The organism is Mesorhizobium sp. P160219 (genome assembly GCF_057786095.1).
In genome coordinates this window covers 2,881,614-2,899,592 of sequence record NZ_JBYNWG010000001.1, presented here as the reverse complement: position 1 = coordinate 2,899,592, position 17,979 = coordinate 2,881,614, and the positions used below count along the sequence as shown (strand labels likewise).

Below are 17,979 nucleotides of genomic sequence, written 5' to 3'. Positions count from 1 at the left end.
GAAATTGCCCGCTTGCGGTTCTCAGGTGGGTGGGGTGAGTTTCGGGAATGGCCAGTCCTTTAGAACGACGTCCAAGACGAAGAGGTCCGATCGCCGCCGCACTGCTGGCGGTGGACGCGTGGATCAATTCCTCGCTCTACGAAATCGGCTTCAAGGCCGGCCAGTTCTGGGAATCGGCGACCATTTTTTCGCGGCGCTTCCGAGTCACCGGCTGGCGACGCGGCATCATCGAGGTGCTGAGCGAAGGTTTTACGATGGGCGCCGGCGGCGTCGTCGTGCTGCTCGCACTCGCGATGCCGGCCTTCCAGATCACCACCGGCGACTGGCGCAGTCAGGGCGATTTCGCCGTCACCTTCCTCGACCGCTACGGCAACGAGATTGGCCAGCGCGGCATCATCCAGCGCGATTCCGTGCCTGTCGACGAGATGCCGGACCATGTCATCAAAGCAGTGCTGGCGACCGAGGACCGGCGCTTCTTCGAGCACTACGGCATCGACGTGCTCGGCCTGTCGCGCGCCATCTTCGAGAATGTGCGGGCCAATTCCGTCGTCCAGGGCGGCTCCAGCATCACCCAGCAGCTGGCCAAGAACCTGTTCCTGTCGAATGAGCGGACCTTCCAACGCAAGATCAAGGAAGCCTTCCTGTCGCTGTGGCTGGAGGCCAATCTGTCGAAGAAGGAGATCCTGCAGCTTTATCTCGACCGCGCCTATATGGGCGGCGGCACGTTCGGCATCGAGGCGGCGGCGGATTTCTATTTCGGCAAGAGCGTCAAGGATCTGAACCTCGCCGAGGCGGCGATGCTGGCCGGCCTGTTCAAGGCGCCGACCAAATACGCCCCGCACATCAACCTGCCCGCTGCCCGCGCTCGCGCCAATGTGGTGCTGTCGAACCTCGTCGATTCCGGTTTCATGACCGAAGGCCAGGTGCTGCAGGCAAGGCTGCATCCAGCCGAGATCGTCGACCGCGGCGAGCAGAAGAGCCCGGATTATTACCTCGACTGGGCCTTCGATGAGGTCAAGAAAATCGCCAAGCCCGGCCAGCATTCGCTGGTCGCCCACACCACTTTCGACGCCAACATCCAGAAAGCGGCGGAGGAATCCGTCGAATTCCATCTCCGCCAGTTCGGCAAGGAATACAACGTCACCGAGGGCGCCGTTGTAGTGATCGAGACCAATGGCGCGGTACGCGCCATTGTCGGCGGCCGCGACTATGGCGCAAGCCAGTTCAACCGCGCCACCAAGGCGCTGCGCCAGACCGGCTCCTCGTTCAAACCTTACGTCTACGCCACCGCCATGGAGCACGGGTTCACCCCGGACTCCGTCGTCTCAGGCGGGCCGATCAGCTGGGGCGGCTGGTCACCGCACAATTACAATGGCGGCTCGGCCGGCAATGTGACGCTGATCACGGCGATCGCCAAATCGATCAACACCGTGCCGGTACGGCTGGCCAAGGACTATCTCGGCATCGGCCCGATCAAGGCGATGGCCGAATCATTCGGCGTGGAATCGCCGCTGGAGTCGCACAAGACCATGGTGCTCGGCACATCGGGCATGACGGTCATGGACCAGGCGACGGGCTACAGCGTGTTCGCGCAGAACGGCTTCGCCGGCTCGCGGCACGGCATCACCCAGCTCGTCACCCGCACCGGCGATGTCGTCTACGACTTTGCCAAGGATGCGCCGGCGCCGCATCGGGTTCTGTCGGAACAGGCTTTGAAATACATGAACACCATGCTGGCTGCGGTGCCGGCGATCGGCACCGCGCGGCGCGCGCAGCTGCCCAACATCGTCGTCGCTGGCAAGACGGGGACGACGCAATCCTACCGCGACGCCTGGTTCGTCGGCTTCACCGGCAATTACACGGCTGCCGTCTGGCTCGGCAATGACGACTTCACCCCGACCCGCAACATGACCGGCGGCACGCTGCCGGCGATGGTGTGGCAGCGGCTGATGGTCTACGCGCACCAGAATATCGACCTGAAGCCGATCCCCGGCCTAGACAAGCCCTTCGTCGACGAAGAGATCGCGGCCAAAGCCGAGGAAGCGGAGAAGAAAAACGCCGATCAGGCAGCCGCCGATGCCGCGGCCGAGCGCCCGGCGGTGTTGTCCAGCCGCACGACACAGACGCTGCGCGAGATGACCAAGGTGTTCCAGACAGCGCCCGTGCTCGGCTCGCCGCAGACACCGGAGACCCTGTCGGCGCTTTGATTCCACAGCGCTGCTTGCTCTGTGGCCTGCCCCGCTATATCCCCGAACGATAATTCTCTCGTCCCGGTTCTTCATGCTCAAGACCGCCTTTTTCACGCTGCTTTCGCTTGCCATAGCCATCGGCCTCGGCGGCGGCAGCGTCTGGTATGCGCTGCAGGCGCAGAGCGGCGTCGGCGCGATCAGCATCGGCCAATGGACCGCCTTCCCCGAGATCGGCACGCAAGATGCCGACCCCTATTCGAAGGCGCGCGTGGCGCGCGAGGGCGTGCTGGCGCTCGGCAAGGCGGAAGGCTTGTCCTTCATCGCCGAACGCGATGCGGCCGGCGATGAGCTTCAGCGGCAATGCGACTACAGGATCGAAGGCAGTTTCCCGACCGCCCGGTTCTGGACGCTCTATGCCGCGGATCAATCGCTCGGCGTGGTCGACACCGGCAAGCCGAGGCTGGCGGCGCTGCAATCCTACCAGGTGCTGCGTCAACCCGACAATTCGGTGATCATCGCCGTCGGCAACCGTCCGGCCCCCGGCAACTGGCTTCTGACCGAAGGTTTTGGCCGGATGTATTTCGTGCTCACCTTCTACGACACGCCGATTGCCTCAAGCACCGGCCTTTCCGACGTGTCGCTGCCCCGGATCGTCAAGGCTGGCTGCAATGCGTAGGTTGCTGCACGCCATCCTGCTCGGCCTGCTCGGCGCCGGCATCGTCCACATCGTGGTGCTTTTGCTGGTGCCGGAATTTACCGAGCGCGATGCCTGGTCACGGCTGGCGATGGCGTCCGACCTCTACAAGATGACCAGGCTGGATGCCGAGGCGGGCGGCGCGCCGGTGGTGAAGTCGGTGGATCCGCTGTTTTACGCCGCCGCCTGCCGCTTCGACCTTGCCGAAGGCGTGGTGCGGATCAAGGCGCCGGGCAGCGTGCCGTTCTGGTCGGTGTCGGTCTATGACCGCAACGGCCACAATTTCTATTCATTCAACGACCGCACGGCGACCGGCAACAAGCTGGACACCGTGGTGCTGACGCCGGCACAGATGATCGACGTGCGCAGGGAGCTTCCCGAAGACCTGCAAGGGGCAATCTTCGTCGAGGCGCCGATCGAGGAAGGCATCTTCGTCATCCGCGCCTTGGTGCCTGACGACAGCTGGAAGCCGGTTGTGTCGCAGTTCCTGGACCAGAGCTCCTGCGAACTGCAGGACTACTGACCTCACCCCGACGACCAGCAAATTCAGTGGTGCGGAACAGGCGTCCGTGGTGTGCCCGGCTGGTCCGCCGGTCGCGCCTGGCCCGCCAATGGCGGATGCTCGTAGCGGACGCCGGGAAAAATGATCACCGCCGCCGGCGTACCGGTGTCCTGAACTGCTCGATTGACTGGTGCCGGTCGCGGCACGAAAGACAGTACCATGCCCATGGTTCGCGTATTCCTCTCGGTTGCCCCGGAGCACAACGCAACGCCTCCAAATGTGATTAAGGCAGGCAGAGGGTTAACGGAGCGCTAACGGATCGCGGCTAATTTGATGTTTGTTCCGGGCCTTGCGCGAAACCGACACAGTTGCGGTTGAGCATGGTCCGGGTTGTGTCGAGTGTCGGGCGTATCTTCCGTGTCAGCTTCGGATTTCAGGCAAATCGCCATACGGACGGAATCGGGAAAAGCCGAAAGGCTGTTTCGCGCCGCCGTGTCGGCGTTCTGCTCGCTGACCCGCCCATCGCGCCGCGAGATCGCCCAGCTCGAGGATCTGACGCTGCCGCTGTTCGACAGCGTGCCGGTCGAATCGCGCCGCTATGTCGCCGCCGCCCTGTCCGAATGCGAATATGCGCCGGCCGCCCTGGTGCGGCGGCTTTGCGAGGAGCCGGTCGATGTCTGCGCGCCCTTGCTGGTCCGTTCGCGGGCGCTGGGCGACATCGACCTGATCGCGTTGATCGGCCGCCACGGCCTGCCGCATGCGCGCGCCATTGCCCGCCGCAAGGATTTGAACCCGACCATCGCGCAGTTGATCAAGGCGCTGGAAAAGCCGACCCTGGTGCGCGTGCGGCAGCCCGAGCCGATCGCCGACGTGGCGGGCGACGGTGCCGAAGCCGCTGCCGCCGCTCCCAGCGCACCAAAACTGCCCGGCAGCGCCGCCGAAACCGCCAGGCGCCGCCTGCGCTCGATGATGCTCGCCGAGGGCGAGGCGACATCGGTCAATCCCTTCGTCGGCTCAGCAACTTACAGCAAGCTGCGCGAGACGGCGCTGACCGGCAAAGCCGCCTTCTTTCAGACCGCGCTTGCCGACGCGCTCGACATCGACTTCTCCACGGCGCGGTCGCTGACCGAGCATTCGAGCTATGTCTCGTTGCTCGCCGCGCTGCGGGCGCTCGACCTCAGCGAGGACAGGGCATTCCTGATCGTGGTCGCGGTTTACCCCCGGGAGTTTCCGCACCCGCAGGCGATCCGCATCTTCCTCGACCGATACCGGCTGCTGCACCACGAGGCGGCGCTCGACAAGGTGCGCGGCTGGAAGGCCGAAACATTGTCGCGAGCGGTGCGCGGCAACACCCCTGTCGCCGCGAATGGCGACCAAGCGCCGGACGTCGACAAAGCCAGCCTAGGGGCCAGCCTCAAGGCGTCTTGACGGAGAGAAGCTCCTCGACGGAAACCGTTGCGGCCTCGATCTCGACCACCCAGATGTCGGGATCGAATTTTTTCTCCCGCTCAAGCCTGGCGTCAAGGGCGGCGGCATCGTCGCCGGCGCCGAGCAGCGTGAAAAAGCGATCATCCGGTTTGTCCGAATCGTAGCTCGTCTGGGGCGCCGGGCCGAACAGGGAGACCTCGCCCAGCCTGCCGCGGGAGAGCACGAAGACAGCGCCGGCCTCGGTTGCGCCGCGCTTGACGACGGCCGCAAAGCCGCCGGCGCCGAAAACACGGCGCAGCAGGGCCGACACCCAAAACTCGGTGGTTACGCGCATGACGAGGCTCCGGAGGACATGCGCGGCGTCTTAGCCGGATTTTCGTCTATCCGCGAGCGGTCGTCTTGACCACTCAATTGGTCAGGCCGATCTCGCGCATCTTGACGTAGACGACCTCGTCGGGCTCGCCCGTTTCCGGCAGGCCGAATAGCGACTGGAATTCCTTGATCGCCGCCTTGGTGCGGGCGCCGACGACGCCGTCGAGCTGCATGTCGTCATTGCCGAATGCCTTCAGGCCGGCCTGGATCTTGACGATGCGGGCATCGGGCGCCTGGGCGGATACCGGCGCGGAAACCGGGATGGGCGCAGGCGCGGCCTCGGGCGCGGCAACTCGAGCGGCGGCCATATCCACGGGCCTCGGCACAGGATGCGGGATGCCAGCTGTTGTCTGCTTGGCGCCGAGCTGGTCGAGCAGGACGGCGTCGATCTCACCGGAGGCCGGCAGGCCAACTTTCTGCTGGTATGCCTGGATCGCCTTTTGGGTATTCGGCCCGGAAATGCCGTCGACCGTTCCCGTGTAGAAATCGAGATCCTTCAGGATGCCCTGGACCTGCTCGACGGTCGGATCGCTTTTGACCGGAGCCGGGCCGGGCCGCAGGATGTTGATGGTGGTTTCGGGTTCGTCCGCGCCGGGGTGCGGAAAACCCTCGATGCTGCGGGTGGCGAAGAAGGCGCCGGCATGCGGAAACGGCTGGTACCACAGCGCGTTGGCGGAAACGTAGAACAGCGTCACCAGGAAGGCGGTCGAGCCGCCGACCAGGACCGGATTGCGCGAGATCGCGCCGCCCAGCGCAATCGCGCCGGCCTCGAACGCGCCGCTGCGGCGCTTGACCGCCTTAGGCTGTTTTGCGGAGCGAGCCATTCCTGTCCCCTTTCGCGTCGCCTTTCGTCCTGGTCGCGGGCATCGGCAGCACGCCGTTCCTCTCGGTCGCGCTCCTCTTCGGCCCGTTCACCGGCAGGCTGATCGTGACCGTCGTCCCCTCGCCCGGCATGCTTTCGATCGACATCGTGCCGTCATGCAGCGCCACCAGGCCCTTGACCAGCGACAGGCCGAGCCCGGTGCCCTCGAAGCGGCGCGTATAGTCGTTCTGGATCTGCATGAACGGCTTGCCGAGATTGACAAAATCTTCCTCGGCGATGCCGATGCCGGTGTCCCTGACCCAGAAATGCAGCCGCGAGCCGATCCGCTTGGCGCCGACGATGATATCGCCGCCATCGGGCGTGAACTTGACCGCATTGGAGACGAGGTTGATCAGGATCTGCTGCACGGCACGACGGTCGGCATTGATCTCCCCGGCGTCCGGCGCAATCTGCGCCTGGAGATCGATGTTCTTGGCATTCGCCTGCAGCTGCATCATCGACTGGCACATCTCGACCGCTTCGATGAATCGGAACGGTTCGGGCTCGGTCGCGTAGGCGCCGGCCTCGATCCTCGAGACATCAAGGATGGAGGTGACGACGGCAAGCAGATGCTGGCCCGACTCCTTCACCAGGCCGACATACTCCTTCTGGCGCGGGTCCTTGAAGCCGCCGAACATCTCATGCAGCAGCATGTCGGAAAAACCGATGATGGCGTTGAGCGGCGTCCGAAGCTCATGGCTGACGACCGCCAGGAAGCGGCCCTTTGCCACCTCGGCCGACGCTGCGGCCTCATTGGCGGCAGCAAGCTCGTCGCGCAATTCGGCAGTCTCGTCGTTCTCGCGCAGCAGCAGAGTGAAGGTCTCCTGCTGCTCTTCGGCACGCATCAGTTCGAGCTGAAATGGCCGGTAATTGTCGGCCGTCGAGGCGCTGCCGTCCTGCGGCAGCCTTACCCGAAGATCGAGCCGGCGCGCCAGGGCGCCATCGCGCATGTCGGCAAGCGCGCTGAGATAAGCGACGCGATCGGACAGGTGGATGCGGTCGAACAGCCCGGCGCCGAAAAGCAGTTCCGGCGGCAGCTTCAGGATGGTGCGCGCCTTGGCTGAGGCATCCAGGACCTCGCCATGCCGGGCGACATGCAGGACAACGGCGTCGATCATGTCTTCAAGGCGGTCGTTTGGAAGCCGCGCGGGCTGCGCGCGTGCGGCATCGCCTAGGGCTGCGAGCCGGGGAACCAGCGTCAGGCCCCAGGCGAGCGGCAGCAGCCAGTGCCACGCCGCGACTTGCGCCCCTCCGAGCGGGACGACAGAGCCGACAAAGGGCTGCAGCAGCATTGCGGCCAAGGTTGAGAGGCCGCCCCAAAGTGCCGCGCGCTTTGAACCGCCGATCCACCAGGCCTCGAATGGCAGTGCCAGGGCCAGCAGCGCAACCGGCGACGCCAGGCCGCCTGCTGCCGCGACGGCGCCGGCAAGGGCAAGACCGCCGGCGGCAAGGGCAACCTGGGCTGCCAGCGTCATCTTACCCGACGCCGCCACCAGCAAGGCGGCGAACCAGCAAAGACCGAAGGCGGCGAAAATGGTTGCGACGGTGACGGCGGCGCCCATGCCCGAGGTGACCAGTGTCACCGCCGCACCGGCGGCGAAGAACGGAGCGGCAAGCATGATGCCGATGAACCGGCGCTGGCGCAGGCGATCGCCCTGGCCGATGATGGCCGGATGGACCATGCGTTCGCAACCGGCCGCCAGCGCGCCAGGCAGTTCAATATATCTGGCAGTTGTCAAACTCAACGCACTCGCACCCGGTCGTGACTGCCCCTGCTTTGCAGGTCGCTTTTGCTTGTTTGAAACTCGCATCCAGCGTTTAAGGAATGAATAAGGCTGACCGGAACAACGAGCGCGCTGCGGCAAAAATTGGAGCGCCGGCACCGGAATGCACCGCCATTTGTGGCCATAGTAAACGGAGCGTTATGTGCAAAGGGCGTGCCCGTGGCTGCGAAACCCTGAGCCGGCATGCCTGCTCTTCTGAAGATATCCATGCGCAACAATCGCTTAGATGGTTACTGCAAGGTTAAGAAAATTGTCGGCATTTGAGGCTAATGCACTGCAAAACGCCTCGCTTCGAATTTGCCTAAAATTTGAGGAAAATTTTCGCTGAGCAGGAAAGCCGTCCTTTGCGCCTCATGTGCCATTGTGGCTGATATAAAGAGGTCATTGCGCATGGACGCATGATCCGGTCATTGGACGAGAGGGCAGATCGATGGGCTTTTTGATAAGAATGGCGTTCTGGTTTTCGCTGGTGTTGCTGGCGCTGCCGCTGACCGTCGGCCCCGACGAGGATGGCCGCGAGAGCGTCGGGCCGTTCCAGGCGCTTTTTGCGGCGCGCGAAGCGGTCGGCGACATCGCCGGCATTTGCGAGCGTAAGCCGGACGTCTGCGAAACCGGCAAGTCGGCGATGCATACGATCAGCGCCCGGGCCAAGGAAACCGCCAAGATCGCCGCCGCCATGCTGGACGACAAGAGCGCCGAGACCTCGCCCGATACATCGCTGGCCACCGGCAGCGTCGCCAAGGACATCGTGCTGCCGGCGACAGTCAACATACCTGCCAAGCTGGTGGCGAAGAACTAAACACCGTTTCAGCTGTATCTACAGCGACACCGCAGGCCGGTCGGACCTCTCGATGCCTGCGGTGCTTTTCTTCTTTTTCCGTGACGCCGCAGCCGCGGATGACTATATCCCGAGCAATGGCCACGACGATCCAGACGATCCGCGACGACTTCTCCCTGCTCGACGAGTGGGAAGACCGCTATCGCTATGTCATCGAGCTCGGCGAAGCGCTGCCGCCATTTCCCGACGCCGAACGCAACGCCGCCAACAAGGTGCCGGGCTGCGTCAGCCAGGTCTGGCTGACCACGAGCCGAGCGCCGGGCGCCGATCCGGTCATCACCTTCACAGGGGATTCAGACGCTCATATCGTGCGCGGTCTGGTCGCCATCATGCTCGCGCTGTTTTCGGGACGGACTGCCAGCCAGATCCTTGAAACGGACGCCGAGGCGACGCTGAGGTCGCTTGGCCTCGACGAACATCTGTCGCCGCAGCGGGCCAATGGCCTGCGCTCGATGGTCAAGCGCGTCAAGCGCGACGCCGAGATGGCTCTCAAGCAGACTGCTTGATTGCTCTATCTTCTCTTCTTTCGACGCAATTCCAAGGGAAAGCGCTCGGCAGTTTTCCTGGAATTGTTCTAGAAACAAAAACGGCGCCGTAAGGGGCGCCGTTGATCTTGTCCATTGGAGCCGGTGTTACCGCCCCTTGCGCTTGCGGCCGAGGCCCATCTTCTTGGCCAGCTGCGAACGGGCAGCGGCATAGTTGGGGGCAACCATCGGATAGCTGGCGTCGAGATTCCACTTCTCGCGGTATTCATCGGGCGTCAGACCGTAATGGGTCATCAGGTGGCGCTTCAGCGACTTGAACTTCTTGCCATCTTCAAGGCAGACGATGTAATCGTCATGAACAGAGCGCTTCGGGTTTACCGCAGGCTTCTGCTTGTCGGCCGGAGGCTGTTCGCTTGCTCCGCCCACGCGCCCGAGAGCGGCATGGACATCAGCGATAAGGTTCGGCAATTCGCCGACCGGCACGGGATTGTTGCTGACATAGGCTGCCACCACATCGGCGGTCAGCTCGATCAGCGCATCGCTATTTCTGGAAGGTGTTTCGACGATATCCATGGTTTAGGCCCCAACGAAGGATGTTTCTGTTTGCGCCCTTTTTGGAAGATCGGGCATGGCGCGAATTTCACGAGGGAAGAGCTTCATGGATTCGCGTCCGGGCATCTTAATGAGCCCACAGACAAAGTAAGTCAATTCGCATCTTGCGCTATATTCAACGATATTCATCGAATAGTCGCTCTTCAGCTTCAATCTTTCGTGCACTCTGTAACTTCGCGATATTTTCTGGTCGGACCAGGACTAGCATGACGTAAGGTCACGCCGTCGCTAAATCAGCAAGGACTCATAAAGTGGGCAGCGATGCTTGGTCTATGCTTCAAGATTTGGGCGGCTGATTGTCGGATTCGTACCAAACCGCAAGTTGCAAAGCGTTGGCGAAACACGCCGAAGAAGATCTTCGGTCTGACCGGATTCAATACGGCGTGAGGTATTTTCCATAGACCCAGCCACTAACAAAACCACCATTTTGCGCCGGGTCGTGCCAAACTTGACACCATTGATAGCGAATTGCCTGTTTCTGTTTCCAGTGCGGCTGGCCGGCGATCTCCAGAAGATTCAAGCCGCTGGTGCACTTGCCGGTCATCTGCAGGATCGTCCCGTTGGGATAGGCGGCCTGCTTCTGCGAGGTGCCGGACGGATATTTGCGAACGTTGAGCGTGTCGCCGAACGGCACGCCAGCCACTTGCCAAGCGGCGAACGCGGTTGCATGAGACTGGCCGGTGAAAGCCAGAACGGTCGAAGCGACGACGGCGAGAGCCGCAGCGGTGTTGATATGGAAATTCATCATCCTCTCCTTTTGGCTCATCTCCCGAGCCCGCCGCAACCAATACATCCCGGCCCTTGAACCCGCGCTGATCGGCGTGTTCATTTGCCATTCAAGTAATTTCTTCAGTGAGACGCAATGACCAAGACCTCAGCTTTTCCGACCGCCAGCCCGCCGAGCCCCGAGAAACACCCCGTCTTCGACACGCATCACGGCATTACCCGCACAGATGACTATGCCTGGCTGAGGGCCGAGAACTGGCAGGCGATGTTCAGGGACCCTTCCCTGCTTGAGGGCCGCATCCGCGCCCATCTCGAAGCCGAAAACGCCTATCAAGCAGTGCTTATGGCCGATACGCTAGAGCTTCGGAAGCAGCTGTTCGGCGAGATGAAGGGGCGCATCAAGGAAGATGATTCGACGGTGCCGATGAAGGATGGCCCCTATGCTTACGGCTCATCCTTCAAGCTTGGCGGCGAACAGCCCCGCTATTTCCGCATGCCGCGCGATGGCGGCGATGAGCAGATCCTGCTCGATGGCGACGCGGAAGCCGAGGGCAAGCCCTATTTCCGCCTCGGCGGCGTCGACCATTCGGCCGATCACCGCAAGCTGTTGTGGGCGTTCGACGACAAGGGCTCTGAATTCTTCACACTTCGCGTGCGCGATCTCACCAGCGGCAAGGAACTGAGCGACCAGATCGAGGCCACCAGTGGTGGCGGCGTCTGGAATGCCGCCGATGACGGCTTCTTCTACACAAGGCTCGACGACAATCATCGCCCGTCCAAGGTGCTGTACCACGCGCTCGGCGGCAGCCCCCTTAATGACCGGCTGATTTATGAGGAAACCGATCCCGGCTTCTTCATGGATGTCGGCGGCACGCGCTCCAACGAATGGATCATGATCGGGATCAACGATCACGAAACCTCGGAATATCACCTGATGCGCGCCGATGAGCCTTTCGCCGAGCCAAAGCTGGTGGCAAAGCGCGAGACTGGCCTGCAATATGATCTGGAAGAAGGCGGCGACATCTTCTTCGTCCTCACCAATGCCGACGGCGCCAAGGACTTCAAGATCATGACGGCGCCGGCTAATGACCCGGTTCGCGCCAATTGGGAAGAGCTGGTGGCGCACGAGCCAGGCCGGCTGATCCTGTCGGTGGTCGGCTTCAGGGATCATATGGTCAGGCTCGAACGCAAGGAAGGGCTGCCGCGCATCGTCGTGCGCGATCGCCGCAGCGGCGAGGAGCATCTGATCTCGTTCGACGAAGAGGCGTTCTCGCTCGGCCTGTCGGGGTCCTATGAATACGACACCGAGATCATGCGCTTCACCTATTCGTCGATGACGACCCCGGCGCAGGTCTTCGACTACAATATGCGCAGCCGCGAGCGTGTGCTGCTGAAGACCCAGGAAGTGCCGTCCGGTCACAATCCGGATCATTATGTCACGCGCCGGCTGATGGCGCCGGCCGCCGATGGCGAACTGGTGCCGGTCTCGCTCCTGCATCACCGCGACACGCCGCTCGATGGCTCCGCACCGTGCCTGCTTTACGGCTACGGCTCTTACGGCATTGCCATCCCGGCGGCGTTCAACACCAACTGGTTCTCGCTGGTCGACCGTGGCTTTGTCTTTGCCATCGCCCATGTCCGCGGCGGCAAGGACAAGGGCTATGGCTGGTATGACGACGGCAAGCGGGCGCACAAGATGAACACGTTCACCGATTTCATCGCCGTCGCGCAGCATCTCGTCGCCGAGCGTTACACCCAACACGACCGCATCGTCGCGCAAGGCGGCTCGGCCGGCGGCATGCTGATGGGTGCGATCGCCAACATGGCACCGCATAGTTTCGGCGCCATCGTTGCCGAGGTTCCCTTTGTCGACGTGCTGACCACGATGCTCGACGCAAGCTTGCCGCTGACGCCGCCGGAGTGGCCGGAATGGGGCAACCCGATCGCGTCGGCGGAAGATTATCAAACGATCGCCGCCTACTCGCCTTATGACAATGTCGCTGATCACGACTACCCGCCGATCCTGGCGCTGGCCGGCCTCACCGATCCGCGCGTCACCTATTGGGAGCCGGCCAAATGGGTGGCGCGGCTGCGCGAGCGCAAGAGCGGCGACAATCCGGTGCTGTTCAAGATCAACATGGATTCCGGCCATGCCGGCGCGTCGGGCCGGTTCTCCAGGCTGGAGGAGATCGCCTACACCTATTCCTTTGCGCTCAAGGTGACTGGCAAGGCCGAACCCGAGGTTACGGGCAAGCCCGAACGTGAGGTGACGGGCAAGGCTGAGAATGCAACGGAGGCGTCGCAATGATCGATCTATCCACCTTGACGGCTTACATAGCGGTTGTGCTTGGCTTTGTGTTTATTCCTGGCCCAGCCACGCTTTTGACGGTCGCGCGCGCGACGAGTTCCGGAACCAGGGTTGGCGTCGCGACGGGCGCGGGCGTCGCGGCTGGCGATGTGTTCCATACCATCATGGCGATGGTCGGCATTTCGGCGATCATCGCCACTTCGGCAACGCTGTTCAGCGTCGTAAAATATATCGGCGCGGCGTATCTGGTTTACCTCGGCATTCGCGCGATCATCGAGAGAATACCGGCCGACCCTACTGCCGGCGCACTCGCGATCTCCGCCAGCAAGGCGTTTCGTCAAGCTGTCCTGACCGAAGTGCTAAACCCAAAGACGGCGCTTTTCTTCCTCGCCTTCCTGCCCCAGTTCGTGCGGCCTGAAAACGGATCGGTGATGCTCCAGCTGATGACGCTGGGCATAATCTTTGTTCTGCTCGGCTTTTTCAGCACAATCGTCTTTGCCGTGAGTGCGGGCCGGCTCGGCACGTTCCTGCGCCGCAATCCGTCGGTGGTGAAATGGCAAGGCAAGGTGGTTGGCGGCATCTACTGCGCGTTAGGCGTTCGTCTGGCCTTGCAGCAGCGCTGATGTCGAAGCCAAAAGCGCGCCCGTCGAGGCGCGCCGGTCGTCACTTTTTGAATTCCGGGCTGCTCATTTTCACTCGCATTTGCAATGGCTGCGCGCTACCCATGCGCGCCACCTTCCAGACCATGACATACGCAAAGGGGCCACTATGTTGCTCGTCGACACCTATCTCGAGAAATCACCGATCCAGGGCATCGGGGTTTTCGCCAGGAACCACATTGCCAAGGGCACGCTGGTCTGGAAGCTCGACCCCAAATTCGACCGGATCATCGACGTCGAGACCTATGAAGGCGAGAGCGGCCCGGTGAAGAACTATCTCGACCGTTATTCCTATCCAGACCGCCGGGATCCGAACTACATCGTCTTCGAAGCCGACGACGCCCGCTACATGAACCATGACGACGAACCGAATTGCGATGTCTCCTCGCCCGAGGAAACCTATGCCTTGCGCGACATCGCACCCGGCGAGGAACTGACCTGCAATTACAGCCATTTCTTCGAGACGGGCTTCGACTTCCTCGGCGATCGCCACCTGTAGATGGCCACCTGTAGCCGGGATCACTTGGCCGGCTTGCTGCGCACCGGGTAGCCGTTGGGATGTGGCGGCACCGCCTTGAGATAGGCGGCTATCGCCGCGCGATCTGCCGGCGGCAGTTCGGCCATGTTGCGCTGCACGTCGACCATGGCGCCGCCTACCGAATCGAAATCAGGGGTAAAACCGGTTTCGAGATAGTTGGCGATGTCGGCTTCCGACCAGTCACCGAGCCCGCCTTCGCCCGATGTGATGTTCGGCACGATGCCGCTGCCTTCGGCGGCCGCCGCGCCAGCCAGCCACTGGCTCTTCCTGGTGGCGCCGGTGACGTCGCGCGGCGTGTGGCATTCGCCGCAATGGCCGGGTCCCTCGACCAGATAGCGGCCGGCCAGTACCGGATCAGGCGTGCCATCGGCAAAGGCAATCACCGGCTCCTTGCTGAGATAGAGCCGCTTCCACAGGCCGAGGCCGCGACGGATGTTGAAGGGGAAACTCAGCGAATTGTCCGGCGCCTTGCCGGCCACCGCCGGCAGCGTCTTCAGGAACGCATAGAGATCGGCAATATCAGCCGGCTTCATGCGGGCGTAGGATGTGTAGGGGAAGGCCGGATAGAAATGCTCGCCCGACGGCGACACGCCCTTCAGCATGGCGTTGGCAAGGTCCTCGACCGTCCAGGCGCCGATGCCGTCCTTGGGATCCTGCGAGATGTTGGGCGGCACGAAGGTGCCGAACGGCGTCTTGAGCTCGAGGCCGCCGACCAGTTGCAAACGGCCGTCGCCTTGCGAGCCCGGCTTGGCGTGACAGGAGGTGCAGCCGCCGGCATTGAAAATGCGCTTCCCCCTGGCGGCGTCGCCGGGGCCGAGCTGCGCCAGGGTGCCAGTGTCGAGCTTGACCGGCGCCGACAGGAACCAGCCGGCGCCGGCACCGACGACGCCCAGGACAAGGGCGGCGCCGACAAATTTTTTCCACAAGGGCATTGCCCGGGATCAGCTCTTCTTCACCCGATAGGTCTTGTGGCAGGTGCCGCAATCACTGCCGAGCGTATCGATCTGCGCCTTCAGCGCATCGACATCGGCGGGTGCGGCGGCGACTGCGGCCTTGACGTCGGCGAGGTACTTGTCCTCGGTCGATTTGAAGCCCGCCATGTCTTCCCAGATTTTGGGCGAGGCGGTGGTATCACCGCTGTCGCTGCCGGCCGGGAACAGCGCGTCGACATCGAACTTCTCGGCATTGACTTGCAGCGCCTGCAGCGCCGTCAGCACGGCGGCGGCATCGAAGTCTGCCTCGCCCTTGGCGATTTTCGACAGGCCGCCGACAATCTTGCCGCGTTCCTTCATCAGTCCCTGTCGGTCGAGGATCGGGTCGGCAAAAGCCGCCGAGGCGGCGAGGCTGAGCATAGAGATGGCGATAACAAGCTTTCTCATTCAATTGGCTCCAGGATGATGAGGGGTCGCGACCTAACGTTAACGGAGGGCGGGCCGGGATTATTCCCTGTCCGCCGGCCGGATTCTGCCGAATTTTGTGTGCCTGCTGCTTCAGCTGAGAAAGAAAAGCCCCGGAGTACCGGGGCTTCTCTGGGTCGATCAGGCTTTCGCCTCTTCGTACATTTCAAGGACATGGTCCCAGTTGATGAGGCTGTCAACGAAGGCCTCGAGATATTTCGGCCGCGCGTTGCGGTAGTCGATGTAATAGGAATGTTCCCAGACATCGACGCCGAGGATCGGCGATGCGCCATGGACGAGCGGGTTCTCGCCGTTCGGCGTCTTGGAGATCGCCAGCTTGCCGTCCTTGACCGAGACCCAGGCCCAGCCCGAACCGAACTGCGTGGTGCCGGCGGCGATGAAGTCGGCCTTGAACTTGTCGTAGCCGCCGAGGTCGGCGTCGAAAGCCTTCTGCAGGGCGCCCGGAAGCTGGTTGCCGCCGCCGCCCTTCTTCATCCACTTCCAGAAATGGATGTGGTTGTAGTGCTGGGCTGCGTTGTTGAAGAGGCCGGCATTCTTGCCGAACGACTGCTTGACCACCTCTTCGACCGACAGATCGCCAAGGCCCGCTTCGGCGGCCAGCTTGTTGCCGTTGTCGACATAAGCCTTGTGGTGCTTGTCGTGGTGATACTCCAGCGTCTCCTTCGACATGTAAGGCTGCAAGGCCTCGTAGTCGTAGGGCAAGGCGGGCAATTCAAAAGCCATCGGTCATACTCCTCATGGAAAAATCCGGTGCGGATACCGGATTAAGATAGGGCTGCATTGATCTGGAACAACTCCGGAATGAAGCGCCAATTGCCTTTTAGCGGCTCAACCGGCGGAAGTCGAATGCGCCCATTCCCAATAAAGGTCGCGCGCTTTCTTGGCCACCGGCCCGGGCTGCAGATCGCGGTCCTCGATGCGGGTGATCGGCACGACCTTGGAATGATTTCCGGTCGAAAATATCTCGTCGGCTTCGAGAAAGTCGCGCACCGACAGCATCTTCTCCGTGGTCTTGAAGCCGTAATCGCCAAGCAGCGTCATGGTGCGCGAGCGGGTGATGCCGGACAGGAAGGTGCCGTTGGGCGCCGGCGTCAACACGTGGCTGTCCTTGACCAGGAAGATGTTCGAGGTTCCGGTCTCGGCGACATTGCCCAGCATGTCCAGCACCAGCGCATTGTCGAAGCCGCGTCCCTTGGCTTCGAGAATGGCGCGGCCATTGTTGGGATAGAGGCAGCCGGCCTTGGCATTGGTCGGCATGGTCTCGATGGTCGGCCGCCGGAACGGCGACACGGTGATCGAAAAGCCGGTCGGCGAGATCATCGGCGATTCGTAAAGGCAGAGGCAGAAACGGGTCGAGGCCGGATCGGCCGGCACGCCCATGTAGCCGCCATGCTCGGCCCAGTACATCGGCCTGATGTAGACCGCTGTCTTGCCGTCGAACTTCTTCAGCCCGTCCCAGGTCAGTCCAACAATCTCATCGGCGCTCATCGACGGCGCGAGGCCGAGCGCGGTCGCCGATGCGTTCACCCTAGCGGCATGCAGCTCGAGATCGGGGGCGACGCCTTCGAACCAGCGGGCGCCGTCGAAGACGCTGGTGCCGAGCCACATGGCGTGGCTGCGCGGACCCAGAATGGCGACGTTGCCTTCGTACCAGTCGCCGTCGACGAAGGTCCATGTCGCCGATAGCGCCGCAGTCGCCAGTGTCATTGTTCGGTTCCGCTTCAAAGCTGCCTGTGCCAAGCATTGGAAGATGCTTTGACCGGCGCCGTCAACCGGCATGGAGCGGTTTTTGTTGAGGCCAGAGCGCCCCAAGAAAGCGATCAAGACTACAATCGATGCTTGCACCTTGCGCCGCCTGCCCTCAAAACTGTCGCCATGCATTACGCGGCTTACGTTTTCGACGCCTATGGCACGTTGTTCGACGTGCACGCCGCCGTGCGCCGTCACGACGGCGAGATCGGCCCCGACGGCCCGCTGCTTTCGGAAATCTGGCGCGCCAAGCAGCTGGAATATTCCTGGGTGCGCACGCTGATGGGCGGCTATGCCGATTTCTGGCAGCTCACCGAACAGGCGCTCGATTTCGCCCTGCTCAAGGTTCCCTCCGCCGACAAGGGACTGAAGGCCAAGCTGCTCGAAGCCTATTGGCGGCTCGACTGCTATCCGGAAGTGCCGGCCGTGCTCAAGGCGCTGAAAGCATCCGGCGCCAAGCTCGCGATCCTGTCCAACGGCTCGCCCGAGATGCTGGAAGCGGCGGTCAAGTCGGCCGCCCTCGACCAGGTGCTGGACGATATCTTTTCGGTCGACGCCGTCAGGCGCTTCAAGACCGACCCGTCGACCTACGACATGGTGGCGACGGGCTGGCGACTCTATCCGGGCGCCGTCTCATTCCAGTCGTCCAACCGCTGGGACGTCGCCGGCGCCACCAAATTCGGCTTTCGCACCGTATGGATCAACCGCGCCAACCAGCCCGAGGAATACCGGGATTTCCCGCCGGCGCTGATCCTGCCGTCGCTTGAAGGCCTGCTGACCGGCGGCTGATCACTCTGTTGCCTTCGAGCAACAGT

The 17,979-nt window shown here is 62.6% G+C and carries 19 protein-coding genes; 10 read left to right on the top strand and 9 right to left on the bottom strand.

Annotation, left to right across the window (positions count from 1 at the left end; all coding sequences use genetic code 11):
- Nucleotides 1-47 precede the first annotated feature (47 nt).
- The 4 genes from AC3EMP_RS13885 to AC3EMP_RS13870 all read left to right on the top strand — a co-directional run bounded on the left by AC3EMP_RS13885 (nucleotide 48) and on the right by AC3EMP_RS13870 (nucleotide 4,813).
- Nucleotides 48-2,207, top strand: coding sequence for a transglycosylase domain-containing protein (locus AC3EMP_RS13885; RefSeq protein WP_488494626.1), 2,160 nt, complete (start codon nucleotides 48-50; stop codon nucleotides 2,205-2,207).
- A 73-nt stretch (nucleotides 2,208-2,280) separates the two neighbouring features.
- Nucleotides 2,281-2,865, top strand: a complete 585-nt coding sequence (locus tag AC3EMP_RS13880; RefSeq protein ID WP_023670163.1) for a DUF1214 domain-containing protein — start codon at nucleotides 2,281-2,283, stop codon at nucleotides 2,863-2,865.
- Complete coding sequence (locus tag AC3EMP_RS13875; protein WP_023702197.1) at nucleotides 2,858-3,406, top strand: DUF1254 domain-containing protein; 549 nt, start codon at nucleotides 2,858-2,860, stop codon at nucleotides 3,404-3,406. The genes AC3EMP_RS13880 and AC3EMP_RS13875 overlap by 8 nt, the downstream gene beginning before the upstream one ends.
- A gap of 396 nt (nucleotides 3,407-3,802) precedes the next feature.
- Nucleotides 3,803-4,813 carry a DUF2336 domain-containing protein gene (locus tag AC3EMP_RS13870; protein ID WP_023816457.1) on the top strand — a complete coding sequence of 337 codons (1,011 nt, stop codon included), beginning with the start codon at nucleotides 3,803-3,805 and terminating at the stop codon, nucleotides 4,811-4,813.
- Here AC3EMP_RS13870 and AC3EMP_RS13865 read toward each other — a convergent pair.
- From AC3EMP_RS13865 to AC3EMP_RS13855, 3 genes are all read right to left on the bottom strand, one after another.
- Complete coding sequence (locus tag AC3EMP_RS13865; protein WP_023808038.1) at nucleotides 4,800-5,147, bottom strand: DUF1491 family protein; 348 nt, start codon at nucleotides 5,145-5,147, stop codon at nucleotides 4,800-4,802. The two genes, AC3EMP_RS13870 and AC3EMP_RS13865, sit on opposite strands and share 14 nt — an antisense overlap.
- A gap of 73 nt (nucleotides 5,148-5,220) precedes the next feature.
- Nucleotides 5,221-6,009, bottom strand: coding sequence for a peptidoglycan-binding domain-containing protein (locus AC3EMP_RS13860; RefSeq protein ID WP_023670159.1), 789 nt, complete (start codon nucleotides 6,007-6,009; stop codon nucleotides 5,221-5,223).
- Nucleotides 5,984-7,729: a sensor histidine kinase gene (locus AC3EMP_RS13855; protein WP_023684545.1), complete on the bottom strand. Its 1,746-nt coding sequence runs from the start codon at nucleotides 7,727-7,729 to the stop codon at nucleotides 5,984-5,986. Before AC3EMP_RS13855 ends, AC3EMP_RS13860 begins: the two co-directional genes overlap by 26 nt.
- 532 nt (nucleotides 7,730-8,261) lie before the next feature.
- On the opposite strand from AC3EMP_RS13855, the gene AC3EMP_RS13850 reads away from it, so the two are divergent.
- Both AC3EMP_RS13850 and AC3EMP_RS13845 read left to right on the top strand, forming a co-directional pair.
- Complete coding sequence (locus AC3EMP_RS13850) at nucleotides 8,262-8,630, top strand: DUF5330 domain-containing protein (RefSeq protein ID WP_023684546.1); 369 nt, start codon at nucleotides 8,262-8,264, stop codon at nucleotides 8,628-8,630.
- 116 nt (nucleotides 8,631-8,746) lie between these two features.
- Complete coding sequence (locus tag AC3EMP_RS13845) at nucleotides 8,747-9,175, top strand: SufE family protein (RefSeq protein ID WP_023673679.1); 429 nt, start codon at nucleotides 8,747-8,749, stop codon at nucleotides 9,173-9,175.
- Nucleotides 9,176-9,301: 126 nt separating this feature from the next.
- Here AC3EMP_RS13845 and AC3EMP_RS13840 read toward each other — a convergent pair whose 3' ends face one another.
- Complete coding sequence (locus tag AC3EMP_RS13840; protein ID WP_023673680.1) at nucleotides 9,302-9,727, bottom strand: Ros/MucR family transcriptional regulator; 426 nt, start codon at nucleotides 9,725-9,727, stop codon at nucleotides 9,302-9,304.
- A gap of 412 nt (nucleotides 9,728-10,139) precedes the next feature.
- Nucleotides 10,140-10,514 (bottom strand): SH3 domain-containing protein, encoded by a 375-nt coding sequence (locus AC3EMP_RS13835; protein ID WP_023684548.1) that lies wholly within the window; start codon nucleotides 10,512-10,514, stop codon nucleotides 10,140-10,142.
- A gap of 114 nt (nucleotides 10,515-10,628) precedes the next feature.
- Between AC3EMP_RS13835 and AC3EMP_RS13830 the strand changes: the two genes are divergently transcribed.
- The 3 genes from AC3EMP_RS13830 to AC3EMP_RS13820 all read left to right on the top strand — a co-directional run bounded on the left by AC3EMP_RS13830 (nucleotide 10,629) and on the right by AC3EMP_RS13820 (nucleotide 13,958).
- A complete protein-coding gene (locus tag AC3EMP_RS13830) occupies nucleotides 10,629-12,800 on the top strand; it encodes a S9 family peptidase (protein ID WP_352712862.1) in 2,172 nt (723 codons plus the stop codon).
- Nucleotides 12,797-13,423: a LysE family translocator gene (locus tag AC3EMP_RS13825; RefSeq protein WP_023684550.1), complete on the top strand. Its 627-nt coding sequence runs from the start codon at nucleotides 12,797-12,799 to the stop codon at nucleotides 13,421-13,423. Before AC3EMP_RS13830 ends, AC3EMP_RS13825 begins: the two co-directional genes overlap by 4 nt.
- Nucleotides 13,424-13,568: 145 nt before the next feature.
- Entirely contained in the window at nucleotides 13,569-13,958 is a 390-nt protein-coding gene (locus AC3EMP_RS13820; RefSeq protein ID WP_460221704.1) for an SET domain-containing protein, read from the top strand.
- Nucleotides 13,959-13,978: 20 nt separating this feature from the next.
- Here AC3EMP_RS13820 and AC3EMP_RS13815 read toward each other — a convergent pair whose 3' ends face one another.
- From AC3EMP_RS13815 to AC3EMP_RS13800, 4 genes are all read right to left on the bottom strand, one after another.
- A complete protein-coding gene (locus tag AC3EMP_RS13815; RefSeq protein WP_023699274.1) occupies nucleotides 13,979-14,929 on the bottom strand; it encodes a cytochrome c in 951 nt (316 codons plus the stop codon).
- A gap of 9 nt (nucleotides 14,930-14,938) precedes the next feature.
- Complete coding sequence (locus AC3EMP_RS13810) at nucleotides 14,939-15,376, bottom strand: c-type cytochrome (protein WP_023687226.1); 438 nt, start codon at nucleotides 15,374-15,376, stop codon at nucleotides 14,939-14,941.
- Nucleotides 15,377-15,535: 159 nt separating this feature from the next.
- Entirely contained in the window at nucleotides 15,536-16,138 is a 603-nt protein-coding gene (locus AC3EMP_RS13805; protein WP_023699276.1) for a superoxide dismutase, read from the bottom strand.
- A gap of 105 nt (nucleotides 16,139-16,243) precedes the next feature.
- The gene (locus AC3EMP_RS13800; RefSeq protein ID WP_023673688.1) at nucleotides 16,244-17,122 is read right to left on the bottom strand and encodes a branched-chain amino acid aminotransferase; all 879 of its coding nucleotides are present in this window, start codon (nucleotides 17,120-17,122) and stop codon (nucleotides 16,244-16,246) included.
- A 168-nt stretch (nucleotides 17,123-17,290) separates the two neighbouring features.
- Here AC3EMP_RS13800 and AC3EMP_RS13795 point away from each other — a divergent pair, with 168 nt between their 5' ends.
- Complete coding sequence (locus AC3EMP_RS13795; RefSeq protein ID WP_023673689.1) at nucleotides 17,291-17,953, top strand: haloacid dehalogenase type II; 663 nt, start codon at nucleotides 17,291-17,293, stop codon at nucleotides 17,951-17,953.
- The last annotated feature ends 26 nt before the right edge of the window (nucleotides 17,954-17,979 follow it).